The sequence below is a fragment of the Streptomyces sp. 3214.6 genome (genome assembly GCF_900129855.1).
Classification (GTDB): domain Bacteria; phylum Actinomycetota; class Actinomycetes; order Streptomycetales; family Streptomycetaceae; genus Streptomyces; species Streptomyces soliscabiei.
Window position 1 is genome coordinate 72,435 of the sequence record NZ_LT670819.1, and the last position, 12,076, is coordinate 84,510.

General features: G+C 68.0%; 9 protein-coding genes and 1 pseudogene. 5 read left to right on the forward strand and 5 right to left on the reverse strand.

Annotation, left to right across the window (positions count from 1 at the left end):
* Nucleotides 1-166: 166 nt before the first annotated feature.
* Together B5557_RS00295 and B5557_RS00300 are read left to right on the forward strand one after the other, a co-directional pair.
* The gene (locus B5557_RS00295; RefSeq protein WP_079657215.1) at nucleotides 167-640 is read left to right on the forward strand and encodes a hotdog fold thioesterase; all 474 of its coding nucleotides are present in this window, start codon (nucleotides 167-169) and stop codon (nucleotides 638-640) included.
* A 230-nt stretch (nucleotides 641-870) separates the two neighbouring features.
* Complete coding sequence (locus B5557_RS00300) at nucleotides 871-3,327, forward strand: ATP-binding SpoIIE family protein phosphatase (RefSeq protein ID WP_079657216.1); 2,457 nt, start codon at nucleotides 871-873, stop codon at nucleotides 3,325-3,327.
* A gap of 277 nt (nucleotides 3,328-3,604) precedes the next feature.
* Here the strand turns inward: B5557_RS00300 and B5557_RS00305 are convergent.
* The 5 genes and pseudogenes from B5557_RS00305 to B5557_RS00325 form a co-directional block, all read right to left on the reverse strand.
* Nucleotides 3,605-3,941: pseudogene (locus B5557_RS00305) on the reverse strand (acyl-CoA dehydrogenase family protein); the annotation flags it as partial.
* A 146-nt stretch (nucleotides 3,942-4,087) separates the two neighbouring features.
* Complete coding sequence (locus B5557_RS00310) at nucleotides 4,088-5,125, reverse strand: zinc-dependent alcohol dehydrogenase family protein (protein WP_079657217.1); 1,038 nt, start codon at nucleotides 5,123-5,125, stop codon at nucleotides 4,088-4,090.
* On the reverse strand, nucleotides 5,122-6,003 hold the full coding sequence (locus tag B5557_RS00315; protein WP_079657218.1) for a carbohydrate ABC transporter permease: 882 nt from the start codon (nucleotides 6,001-6,003) through the stop codon (nucleotides 5,122-5,124). Before B5557_RS00315 ends, B5557_RS00310 begins: the two co-directional genes overlap by 4 nt.
* Entirely contained in the window at nucleotides 6,000-6,983 is a 984-nt protein-coding gene (locus B5557_RS00320; protein ID WP_079657219.1) for a carbohydrate ABC transporter permease, read from the reverse strand. The genes B5557_RS00315 and B5557_RS00320 overlap by 4 nt, the downstream gene beginning before the upstream one ends.
* A gap of 44 nt (nucleotides 6,984-7,027) precedes the next feature.
* Complete coding sequence (locus tag B5557_RS00325) at nucleotides 7,028-8,380, reverse strand: ABC transporter substrate-binding protein (protein ID WP_079657220.1); 1,353 nt, start codon at nucleotides 8,378-8,380, stop codon at nucleotides 7,028-7,030.
* A 345-nt stretch (nucleotides 8,381-8,725) separates the two neighbouring features.
* Between B5557_RS00325 and B5557_RS00330 the strand changes: the two genes are divergently transcribed.
* From B5557_RS00330 to B5557_RS00340, 3 genes are all read left to right on the forward strand, one after another.
* Nucleotides 8,726-10,129, forward strand: a complete 1,404-nt coding sequence (locus B5557_RS00330) for an FGGY-family carbohydrate kinase (RefSeq protein ID WP_079657221.1) — start codon at nucleotides 8,726-8,728, stop codon at nucleotides 10,127-10,129.
* Between the two features lie 160 nt (nucleotides 10,130-10,289).
* Nucleotides 10,290-11,105: a DeoR/GlpR family DNA-binding transcription regulator gene (locus B5557_RS00335; protein ID WP_079657222.1), complete on the forward strand. Its 816-nt coding sequence runs from the start codon at nucleotides 10,290-10,292 to the stop codon at nucleotides 11,103-11,105.
* Nucleotides 11,102-12,043, forward strand: coding sequence for a 1-phosphofructokinase family hexose kinase (locus B5557_RS00340; RefSeq protein ID WP_079657223.1), 942 nt, complete (start codon nucleotides 11,102-11,104; stop codon nucleotides 12,041-12,043). Before B5557_RS00335 ends, B5557_RS00340 begins: the two co-directional genes overlap by 4 nt.
* Nucleotides 12,044-12,076: the final 33 nt, after the last annotated feature.

The following is a 12,076-nucleotide window of genomic DNA, read 5'->3' on the forward strand; positions in this document are numbered from 1 at the left end:
GTCGGTACGCGGGCCTCCGACCCGCCGCTCCTTCCCTTCCGCCGCAGTCGTCGTGATCCGCCTCGAACCCCGCCCCTGACCGTCCGATGGACTAGCCCGGCGGCACAGCCAGCACAGAATGCCGGCACAACCGAACCAACCCTTTACACGATCGGAGCCGACCCGCATGGGCCAGCACAGCAGCACGCAGCTCCCGCCGGAATTCCTCGGCCTCGCCGACTCCGGCGGCGTGGGCGGCAGCGCCCCCGACGGCACGCTCGGCGCCCGCCTGGGCATCACGTTCGTCGAAGCCACCCCCGAGCGCGTCGTCGGCACGATGCCCGTCGAAGGCAACACCCAGCCCTACGGACTGCTCCACGGCGGTGCCTCCGCCGCACTCGCCGAAACACTCGGCTCCGTCGGCGCCATGCTGCACGCCGCCCCTGCCAAGATCGCTCTCGGCGTCGACCTCAATGCCACCCACCACCGCGGCGTCGGCTCCGGCACCATCACCGGCGTCGCCACCCCGATCCATCTCGGCCGCTCCGCCGCCACATACGACATCGCCATCAGCGACGAACAGGGCCGTCGTGTCTGCACCGCCCGCCTTACGTGCGTTCTGCGTCCAGCCCCCGGCTCCCAGGAAGGCACCTCCGGCTGACCCGCCCCGAAATGAACCTCAGGCATCTGCCGCGGCAATCATCGAACCCCTGACACCGCCGATCACGACCTGCCCACCGGGCTCCCCGATGACAGCTCATCCCGATTGGTACGCATAGAGGGGGGCGACGTCACACTTTGTAAAGCTCGCACGAAAGGCGCAGGCTAGTGCTGGAGGGGGTGGACCTGGCCCGTCCGGACCACGGTGCGGCATATCGAAGAGGTGCATCGATGGACAAGGACGCCGTGTCGCCCGGTCCCGCCTCTGCAGGGCTGCCCTTCGGGCAGGTTGCCTTGATCGATGCCCGAGGCGTAGTGACCGCGTGCAGCACGGAGGCGTGTGAGCTGCTCGGTTACGATGCGGACGAGGTGGTCGGCGGGGCGGCCGCTCGGCTGCTTGCGCAGCCACTTGCGTCTGCCGCCCGACGCTGTTGCGCCGAGCAGAAGGCCTGGAGCAGTGTGATCGCCTTGCAGCACCACAATGGCCGCCGTCTGCAGGTGCGGCTTGAGGCGTATCCCCTGCCGGGCACCCAGGGGAAGGGCCATTGGTTCCTCACGGCGTCTGCGCCGGCGCAGACGGCAAAGGCAGGAACAGGCGAGACAGATCAACCTGAGGCGACGGTGATCAAGCTGTGGGCGCTGGAACAGCTGCCGCTTCCCATGGCGTTCTACAACCATCAAAGACTGTGCATCGCAATGAACACCGCGATGACGCGCGCCCTGGGGAAACCGGAACAGGAACTGCTCGGACTGCCGATCGGCTACTCCGGCCCCGGGCAGCGCATCGAGGGCCTGGAGGTCCTCGATGAGGCCGCCGAGCAGGTGTGGCGAAGCGGGGAGGAAGTCCGGCGGACAGCACGCTTCCACCCGGCCGACAAGGACCGTGCCTTTACGTTGCTTTTCGCACTCTATCCGATCAAGGACCATGCGGGTCGTGTGTGTGCCATGTCGGTCGCGGTAGTCGACAAGACCGAGCAGTTCCGAGCCCGACAACGGATGAGCGTTCTCAACGAAGCGGGACTCCGTATCGGCACCACGCTTGACCTGGCCCGCACTGCGGATGAGCTGGCAGAAGTCGGCACGGATCATTTCGCTGACTTCGTCACTGTGGATCTCCTCGACAGCGTCCTCACCGACGAAGGCCCCGAACCGATCCCCGCCAGCCGCCGTCTGGTCTTCCGCCGGGCCGCCCAGCGATCGGTCCTGCCCGGCTGCCCAGAGGCGGTGGTCCCGATTGGAGGTGTGCATAGTTATCCCGAGGGATCGCCACCGGCCCGGGTGCTGGCTGAGGGCCGGGCACTGCCACACCACATCGATGACGTCGCTGCCCAGTGGTGGGCGGCAAGCGACCTGGAGCGGGCCAGCAGCATCCGCACCTATGGGATCCATTCAGTGGTGGCTGCACCACTGCGTGCCCGTGGGGTCACCCTGGGGCTGGCAGTATTCTGCCGGCACCGCACACCGGAGCCCTTCGACCAGGAGGACCTGCGGCTTGCGGAAGAGCTCGCTGACCGGGCAGCTGTGTACGTGGACAATGCCCGCCGCTACACGCGCGAACGCCGTATCGCGCTCGCTCTTCAAGGACACCTTCTGCCACACGGCGGGCCTTGCCCGGCCGCCGTCGAGGTCGCCTCCCGCTATCTGCCCGCCGACCCGGACAGCGGCATCGGCGGCGACTGGTTCGACGTCATCCCCTTGTCCGGCGCCCGGGTCGCCCTCGTGGTGGGAGACGTCGTCGGCCGCGGCATTCAGGCATCCGCCACCATGGGCAGATTGTCCACAGCGGTCCGGACCCTGGCCGACGTGGATCTGTCCCCCGACGAGTTGCTCACCCAGCTCGACGACCTCGTCCTGCGCATGGACCGCGAGGAGACACCCGAAGGCACGGCGCAGACAGCGGACGAGACGGGCGGTGAGGTGGGGGCAACCTGCCTGTACGCCGTGTACGACCCCATCTCCCGCCGGTGCTCCATGGCCCGGGCCGGTCATCCCGTACCAGCCCTGGCCACCCCGGACGGGGCAGTGAAGTTCCTGGACATCCCAGCCGGACCACCCCTGGGGTTGGGCGGACTGCCTTTCGAGGTAGCAGAGTTCGACGTGCCCGAAGGCAGCGTCCTCGCCTTCTACACTGACGGACTCGTCGAAGGCATCGACCGTGACATGGACACCGGTCGCACCGTGCTCCGCGATGTTCTCGCTCGTACGGACCGTTCCTTGGAGGGCATGTGCGACAGGGCGCTGGATTCCCTGCTGCCTGGCCGACGCACCGATGATGCCGCACTGCTGCTGGCCCGGACAAACTCGCTTGGTGTCGAGAAGGTGGCTACGTGGGAACTGGTCTCCGATCCGGCGCTCGTAGGCCATGCCCGCGAACTGGCCCGTGATCGTCTGACTGACTGGCATCTGGAGGACGCCGCCTTCATCGCCGAACTCGTCGTCAGTGAACTGGTCACCAACTCCATCCGTTACGGCCACCCGCCCGTCTACCTGCGGTTGATTCGTGACACCACACTGATCTGCGAAGTAAGCGACGCCAGCAGCACCGCCCCCCACTTGCGTCGCGCCCGTATGTTCGACGAGGGCGGCCGGGGTCTGCTCATTGTCGCCCAGCTCGCCGAGCGCTGGGGTTGCCGCCACACACGCACCGGCAAGACCATCTGGGCCGAACTGCCTACCTCCGTACGATAATCGGCACGTCGACGGTAGGGATCGTCGGTTTTCGACCGACAGAGCCCAGCATCCGTTGAGTCGCGACGGATGCTGGGGACTCTGACGTTGAGCGTCGATTCCCGTCGCAACACGCTTCCGTCCGGGGCAACGGCAAGCGAGGCGTCGGGCGCCTGTCGATCGGCCGGTCCACAGTGTCGCACCAGTGAGGATCGTTGCCGAGGTGCGCTTCGTCCCGCCCAAGGCGCGGAGCACGCCGACCTGATTCATCTTGAGGGCCGGACGCCCAACTGGGGCATCACATGAAGGCACTCTGTCCAGTGATCGACTTGCCGACGATCAGGGTGTTCATCTCGCGGGTGCCCTCGTAGGAGTAGATGGCCTGGGCGTCCGCGAAGAACCGGCCCACCTCGTTGTCCAGCAAAATCCCGTTGCCGCCGAAGATCTCCCGGCTCCAGGCGACCACTTCTCGCGTCCGGGAGATCACGAAGGCCTTGGCCAGCGAGGTGTGCTTGTCCCGGTAGATGCCGCATGCCCCAGGACGCGGTGATGTTGCCGAGACTCTTCACCAAGAGATCCTGTACCAACTGGTATCCGGCGATCGGGCAACCGAACTGCGTGCGCTCCTTGGAGTACGCGCCAGGCCGGAGATCCCGGACGGAAGCGGAGCTGGGCGAGGGGCAGACCGGCGTGCGGGATCTTGGGGCAAGGTGCTGCCCGCCGCACAAGGCCCCGAGCCAGGGCGGCCCCAGCAGCGGGTGGGCTCGGCTGTTCTCTGCGATCAGGGCACTCGGAGTCCGTTCTGCGCAGTGCCATGCGGCGAGTCGAGACCGGGCTGGACTTGGATCTTCCGGCCCTGTCCGGCCTGGAACTGGGCGAGGGCCGCGGCGTAGTCGGTGAGCGGGTAGCGGTCGCTGATGAAGATGTCGGGGTCGATGAGTCCGGTGGCGAACAGTTCGGCGGCACGCTCGAAGCTGTGCAGGACCGACATAGACCCGGTGATAGTGATCTCGTGGTTGTAGATCTTGTACGGCTCGATGACGGCACGGGTCGCGTAGTCGGCGACACCGAACTGCAGGTAGGTGCCGCCCTTGGCGACGCGGCCCAGGCCGTCCTGAATGGCCTTGGCGTTGCCGGTGGCATCGATGACGACGTCCCATCCGCGCGGGCGGCTGAACGCGTCAGCGGTGTCTGCGGCTTCCGAGCAGCCCAACTGTCGTGCGGTGTCCAGCCGGGAGGAGTTGACGTCGACGACATCGGCACTGACGGCGCCGGTGCGCTTGGCGAGTTCGAGCATCATCAGCCCCATGGTTCCGGCGCCGTAGATGAGAACGCGCGCGCCGAGGTTGCTGCGGAGCACGTCGTAGCCACGTACGGCGCAGGACAGCGGCTCGACGAGGGCGGCGTCGGCGGTACGCACGTGGTCGGGCAGCGGTACGCAGTTGGCAACGGGCGCGCTGACGAACTCGGCGGCGGCTCCGGCGTGGGTGACGCCGATCGCGGAGAAGCTTTCGCACAGGTTCTCGCGGCCGATGCGGCAGTAGTGGCATTCGTGGCACGGCAGCGACGGGTCCACCGCGACGCGTGTTCCGACGGGGATTTCGGTGACGTCGCGGCCTGTCGCCACGACCTCGCCGGCGAACTCATGGCCGGGGATGATGGGGAGTTTCGGGGCGAACTCGCCTTGCAGGATGTGCAGGTCGGTGCCGCACAGTCCGCAGGCGGTCACCGCGACCACCACCTCCCGAGGGCCGGGCGCCGGATCGTCGACGGTGGTCACTTCGAGCTTTCCGGGTGCGGTGATGACTGCTGCTTTCATTTGACGGCTCCCAAAGACAGGCCCTGGACGAGACGGTCCTGGGCGGCGAATCCGGCGATCAGTACGGGCAGGGAGACGGCCACGGCGGCCGCGCACACCTGGGCCAGGAACAGGCCCTGGCTCGTGACGAAACTGGTGAGGAAGACCGGTGCGGTGGTCGAACGCACGCCGGTGAGCACGCGGGCGAAGAGCATCTCGTTCCAGCTGAAGATGAAGCAGATCAGCGACGTGGCGGCGATGCCGGGGGCGGCCAGGGGAATGATGATGCGGCTGAAGACGGTGGGAAGTCCGGCACCGTCGATCGCGGCGGCTTCCAGGATCGCGACGGGGATCTCGGCGAGGAAGGAGCGCATCATCCACACCGCGATCGGCAGGTTCATCGACGTGTAGAGGATGACCATGAGCCACACGTTGTCCAGCAGCCCGAGGTTCTGGGCCGCCAGGTAGATCGGAAGGAGCCCCGCGACGGCGGGCAGCATCTTGGTGGACAGGAAGAAGAACAGCACGTCCGACCACTTGCGGACCGGCCGGATCGACAGGGCGTAGGCGGCCGGGATGGCCAGGGCCAGCACGAACAGGGTCGAGAACACGCTCGCCATGGCGGAGTTCAGCAGCGCCGGCCAGGGGCTGGTGCCGGTTGAGGAACCGAAGAACTCGCGGTAGCCCTGCAGGGTGAGGTGGGCGCCGAGGGACGGGGGGTTGGTGGCGGCGTCCGTCTCGCTGTGCAGCGAGGTGAGCACCATCCAGGCGATGGGCAGGACGAAGAGGAATCCCGCCCCCCAAGCGGCCAGGCCCCACAGGGCGTTGGTGCGGCGGGCCTTGGTCGCACGGGGAGCAGGGGGGCTCGCGGTCCGGCGGCTGAGGACACTCGCGGTCATGTCGTCTCCTCCTTGAGCAGCGAGGACACCAGACGCAGGGCGAGCGTGGCGACGATAATGGTGCCGATCACCACGATGACGCCGGCTGCGGACGCCTGGCCGTAGTCGTGTGCCTGGTAGAAGCTCTCGTAGATGGTGTAGGGCAGGTTGGCGGTGCCCAGGCCGCCCGAGGTGATGGTGAAGACGGCGTCGAAGTTCTGCACGATGTAGATCGATCCGAGCAGTGCGGCCAGCTCCAGGTACCTGCGCAGGTGCGGCAGCGTGACGTAACGGAAGGTCTGCCATGCGTTCGCCCCGTCGACGCGGGCGGCCTCCATCGCTTCCAGTGGCCGGCTCTGCAGGCCGGCGAGCAGGATCAGCATCATGAAGGGAGCCCACTGCCAGATCAGGGACGCCGCCACAGCCCCGAGCGGATGTTCGGTGATCCAGTCCGGCTGCGGCGGGTGAGATGAGCCGAACAGCTTCCACAGCCAGGTCAGGGCCCCGTTGAACAGGCCGTACTCGGGGTTGAGCAGGGCGTGCTTCCAAAGCAGGGCGGCGGCCACCGGCACGATGAGGAACGGCGCGATGAGCAGTGTGCGCACGAACCCGCGGCCCAGGAAGCGGCGGTCCATCAGCAGGGCCAGCCCCAGACCCAGGACCAGGCTGACGAGGACCACCGTGGCGGTCAGCAGGATGGTGGTGAGGACCGAGGAACGCAGGTCAGGGTCGCTGAAGACGTGCGTGTAGTTGCCGAAGCCGGTGAAGCCGCGCCGGCTCACGTCCAGGGCGTTCCAGTTCATGAAGGAGATCACCAGCGTGGCCACGAAGGGCAGCTGAGTGATGATGATCATGAAGACCAGGGCGGGCAGCAACGGACCGCGGCGGGCCCAGGCGCGTGTCCGGGCCGACGGCTGCCTCGGCCGCCGGGCGGCCCCGGGCCCGGCCGTGTGGCGCGGTGCCCGGTGCTGCCTGGTGCGGTGGGTGGAAGTGCTCGTCATGGAGAGTGTCTCCGCTCGTTCTTACTCGTCTCCGCTCGGTGGAGTCAGCCCTTGCGGTGCTTCGCGGCGACGTCCTCGGCGAGCTTCTGCCCCTTGTCCAGGGCCGCGTTGACCGATGTACGGCCGGCGATGGCCGCGCTGACTTCCTGGGCCACCTTGGTGCCGAGGTCGGGGAACTCGGGGATGGCGACGAACTGCACGCCGACGGCGGGCCGCGGCTGTACGCCGGGGTTGTTGGGGTCGGCGCTGTTGATCGCGTCAACGGTCGGCTGCGCGAAGGCGGAGGCGGCCTTCACATAGGCGGCGTTCTTGTACGTCGAGGCCCGCTTGCCCGCCGGGACCCGGGCCCAGCCGAGTTCCTTGCCCACCAGCTCTTCGTACTGCTTGCTGGAAGCCCATTCGATGAACTTCGCCGCGGCGTCCTGGTGCTTCGATGCCTTCTGGATGCCCCAGGCCCAGGAGTACAGCCACCCCGAGCTCTTGGTCTTGTCCACCGGCGCCTGGACGTAGCCGACCTTGCCCGCGACGGGCGAGCCGGCGGCCTCCACCGACCCGGCGGCCGACGTGGCGTCGTACCACATCGCCGTCTTGCCCTGGGTGAAGCTGTTCAGGCACTCGGTGAAGCCGGCCTGCGGGGCACCGGCCTCGCCGTGCTTGCGCACCAGGTCGACGTAGAACTTCGTGGCCTTGGTGAAGCCCTCGCCGTTGACCTCGGCCTTCCAGTCCTTGCTGAACCAAGTGCCGCCGAAGGTGTTGACCACGGTCGTCAGCGGAGCGAACAACTGACCCCAGCCCGGCTGGCCGCGCAGGCAGATGCCCTTCATGCCGGACTCGGCGCCGTCCGCCTTGGCCGCCAGGTCGGCGACCTGCTGCCAGGTGGGCTTGGCCGGGACGGTCAGCCCCTTCTCCTGGAAGACGTCCTTGCGGTACATGAGGAACGACGACTCGCCGTAGAAGGGTTCGGCGTAGAGCTTGCCGTCCGGGCCCTTGAGTCCGGCCTCGATGGGGCGCAGGATGTCGCTCTGGTCGAAGGCGGCGTCCTTGGCGACGGTGCCGTCCAGCGGGGCGAGCCAGCTGTTCTTGGCGTAGATCGGCGCCTCGAAGTTGCTGATCGAGGCGATGTCGTAGGTGCCGGCCTGGCTGGAGAACTCCTGGCTGATCTTGTCCCGGACGTCGTTCTCGGGCAGCACGGTGTAGTTGACCTTGATGCCGGTCTGCTTGGTGAAGTACTTCGCGGTCAGCTTCTGCAGGTCGAGCATCTGCGGGTTGTTGACCATCAGGACGTTCACCGACTTGCCGTCCCCGCTGCCGGACCCACCGCCGGCACCGGCGCAGCCGGTGGCGATCAGAGCGACGGCGGCGGCGCCGGACACGAGGGCGATTCTGCGCGATGCCATGAGAGAGACCCCTCTGTTGCGTGAGGTAGGAGGACCACGACGGCCGCGTGCGGGTTCCGCTCTGACGACGCCGGGCAGTTGATCGTCACGCTGAGCGACAGCAAACGTGGAACAGCGTGTGTCGAACTTGTTAAGGCTTGTTTTTAGTTGCGTTTACGTGGGACGTCAATGGGTCAGCGGCATGTTTTCGGATCGTTGCCTGCTCGCATCCTCCGCCAGAAACAGGTCTCCTGCCTGCAGCGACAGCAACGACGCCATTGACATCCCACCGATTCCCAACTAAAAACAAGCGATAACAAGCACGCAATACTCACCTCACGGAGGGTGAGATCGAGAGGGACACTCATGTCAGAGGCTCTGCTGGTAGGTGTGGATGTCGGCACCACGTCGTGCAAGGTCACGGTGTGCACCGCCGAGGGCCGCGAGGTCACGAACGCAAAGGCCCCCCTGACCTGGCAGGTGACGCCCGAGGGGGTCGAGGTCGCTCCCTCGGCGATCCTGGACGCGGTCGCCGCCGCTACCGCGTCCGCCCTGGCCGAGGCACCGCCTGGCGAAGTGATGGCCGTGGGCGTGGCGAGCATGGGCGAAGCGGGTGTCCTGCTGAATGGTCGAGGAGAACCGCTCGCCCCCGTGATCGCCTGGCACGACGACCGCGATCGTGCCCTGGCCGACCGTATCGGACGTGAGCTGGGAGCAGCAGAGTTCACCGGCGCCACCGGGCTGCCCGTCATCCCGCAGTGGTCGCTTTCCAAGCACCGCTGGCTGGTCGAGCATCATCCGCACTCGGCCGAGGCGGTGCGCAGGTTCGGCATCGCCGAGTGGGTGGTGCGCGCGCTGGGCGGCGAGGAGGCGAGCGAGTACTCCCTCGCCTCCCGTACCGGCTGGCTGCGCCTCGACACCGCTCAGTGGTGGCCGGAGGCGCTGGACTGGTCGGCGGCGCGCCCGTCACTGCTGCCGCCGCTCGTGCGAGCCGGTTCCCCGCTGGGACGCGTGAACGCCTCCTGGGCACCCGCGCGCCTGGCCGGTGCCGTCCTCACCGTTGCCGGGCACGACCATCTCGCCGCCGCCGTCGGAGCCGGCGCCGTACGCGACGGCGACCAGCTCGACTCCTGCGGTACCGCGGAGGCTCTCGTGCGCACCGTACCGGCGCCCCTGCAGCCTGCCCTGGTCCGGCGCCTCGTGGCGGCCGGGGTGACGGTGGGACACCACGCCGTGCCCGGACGTCTGTCGGTGCTCGGTGACACGCGCGGCGGGCTGTTGCTGCAGAACGTTCAGCGGCTTCTCGGCTTCGGTTCCGCCGAACTCGTCGACTTCGACACGCGGGCTCTCGCCTGCCCCACAGGTTCACTGACCGCCGACCTGGAGGACGACGGCAATGTGGTCCTGCGCGGCATCGGACGCGACGCCAGTCCGGCCCAGCTGTGGCACGCCGCCCTGCGCTCGGCCGCCGACCGTGCCATCAGGATGGACGCGGACATGTCCGCAGTGCTCGGCCCGCACCAGCGCACGGTCATGACCGGCGGCTGGTCGCGCAGCAGGGCGGTGCGCCAGCTGCGCGGCGATGCCTGGAAGGACGTGATCGTCGCCCAGGTGCAGGAAGCAGGCGGCCGCGGCGCTGCCCTGCTGGGCGGCTGCGCCGCGGGACTCTACCCGGGCCCCGAGGACCTGCCGCCGGCTCCCGTGACGGCGGACCCAGCTGTCGGGCAGCGGCCCCTGGCCTCGTCTGCCATGCCGGGCAGCACCCGATGAACCCATCACCCTCAACAGACCGCGGCAGGGCGGACGTCCGGCACAATCCGGTGGACCCAAAGGACCTCATGCAGGCCCAGCACGACGAGGTGCCGATATGACGAAGCCATCCCCCTCACAAGGGGACGGGCTACCGATGCCGACAACGAAGGACCCTTATATGACCACGGATGCGACGTCGGCCCGAGAGCCCTCCGGTGCCTCGGGGCGTGCGCAGTACGCCGAGGAGCGCCACCAGGTTCTCGTGCAGACCGTCCGCAGCCAGGGGCGCCTGGATGCCGGAGCCATGGCGGAGCAGTTGCGCGTGTCCACAGAGACCATCCGCAAGGACCTCCTGCTCCTCGAACGACAGGGCCTGCTGCGCCGCGTGCACGGCGGAGCGATCGCCATCGAAGATCTGGCATTCGAACCAGCCGTGTCCAGCCGTACCAGCAACGAAGCGGAGAAGCGCCGTATCGCACAGGCAGCACTGGCCGAGATTCCCCGCGAGGGGGCCGTCTTCATCGACGCGGGATCCACCACGACCATGCTGGCCGAGCTGTTCCCCGCAGACCGAGAGCTGACGGTCTTCACCAACACGCTGACCATCGCCCTCGCCCTGGTCAGCCGCCCCCGTCTGAGCGTGCACACACTCGGTGGCCGGGTGCGCGCCCGTACCTTCGCCGAAGTCGACAACTGGGCCGTGCGGGCGCTGTCGGAGATCCGGGTCGACGTCGCCTTCCTGGGTACCAACGCGATCTCCAGCGAACGCGGGCTGAGCACACCCGACGAGTCCGAAGCCACGGTCAAACGGCTCATGCTCTCCGCAGCACGCCGCCGGATCCTGCTCGCCGATAGCACCAAGCACGACCGCACCAGTCTGTTCAAGTACGGCAACCTCTCCGACATCGACCTGCTCATCACCGACGACGGCCTGTCCCAGCCGGACGCCCGCCGCCTGGAGGCTGCTGGGCTCAAGCAGGTGATCCGCGCGTGATCGTCACTCTCACCCCCAATCCCAGCGTCGACCGCACCCTCGTGGTCGACCAGCTGGCCCTCGGCGCTGTGCAACGCGCCAGCTCCGGCTGGAGCGAGCCCAGCGGCAAGGGAGTGAACGTCTCCCTGGCCCTGCGCACCCACGGCATCGCCACCCGAGCGGTACTGCCCATAGGCGGGCTTAACGGCACACGACTCGCAGCGATGCTGGACGAGGCCGGCATCGACCACGTGAACGTGCCTATCACAGGCAACATCCGCACCAACGTCAGCATCCTGGAACCCGACGGCAAGGTCACCAAGGTCAACGAACCAGGCCCGACACTGTCGGCCGACGAGGTCGAGGCACTGCTCGACGCAACGCTCAGAGCAGCGGCCCAGGCCTCCTGGCTGGTGGGCTCCGGAAGCCTCCCGCACGGCGCATCCCCGGACCTGTACGCCCGGCTGGTTCAGAGGGCACACGAAGCCGGCCTGCGGGTCGCGATCGACAGCTCCGGCCCGCCGCTCCTCATGGCTCTGCCTTCCGGGCCCGATCTGATCAAGCCCAACGCGCATGAGCTCGCCGAGGCGGCCGGTAGGCCCGTCACCACGGTCGGCCAGGCCATCGTCGCGGCCCGCAGCCTCCAGGAACGAGGAGCCCGGACGGTCCTGGCCAGCCTGGGAGCGGACGGCGCACTCCTGGTCGAAGAAGGCTCGGTCCTGCATGCCGAGGTGATCGTCGAAAACACGCAGAGCGCCGTCGGTGCGGGCGATGCCCTGCTATCGGGATTCCTCGCAGGCGGCGCCTCAGGACAACTCGCGCTGCGAACGGCTCTCACCTGGGCGGCCACCGCACTCCAACAGCCCGGCACGCTGCTGGGAGCCGACATCGACGAGGACAGCTTCAAGCTGATCTTCCACGACCGCCCCCAGCCGCTCCGGCGGCTGCGCGCCGACTGACACCGGGCCCCGTCTGCCCCATCCCGCCATCCC

What these genes read in the sequence shown, in the direction of transcription:
- B5557_RS00295 (WP_079657215.1), top strand. Translation starts at nt 167, where the DNA reads ATGGGCCAGCACAGCAGCACGCAGCTCCCGCCGGAATTCCTCGGCCTC.
- B5557_RS00300 (WP_079657216.1), top strand. Translation starts at nt 871, where the DNA reads ATGGACAAGGACGCCGTGTCGCCCGGTCCCGCCTCTGCAGGGCTGCCC.
- B5557_RS00310 (WP_079657217.1), bottom strand. Translation starts at nt 5,125, where the DNA reads ATGAAAGCAGCAGTCATCACCGCACCCGGAAAGCTCGAAGTGACCACC.
- B5557_RS00315 (WP_079657218.1), bottom strand. Translation starts at nt 6,003, where the DNA reads ATGACCGCGAGTGTCCTCAGCCGCCGGACCGCGAGCCCCCCTGCTCCC.
- B5557_RS00320 (WP_079657219.1), bottom strand. Translation starts at nt 6,983, where the DNA reads ATGACGAGCACTTCCACCCACCGCACCAGGCAGCACCGGGCACCGCGC.
- B5557_RS00325 (WP_079657220.1), bottom strand. Translation starts at nt 8,380, where the DNA reads ATGGCATCGCGCAGAATCGCCCTCGTGTCCGGCGCCGCCGCCGTCGCT.
- B5557_RS00330 (WP_079657221.1), top strand. Translation starts at nt 8,726, where the DNA reads ATGTCAGAGGCTCTGCTGGTAGGTGTGGATGTCGGCACCACGTCGTGC.
- B5557_RS00335 (WP_079657222.1), top strand. Translation starts at nt 10,290, where the DNA reads ATGACCACGGATGCGACGTCGGCCCGAGAGCCCTCCGGTGCCTCGGGG.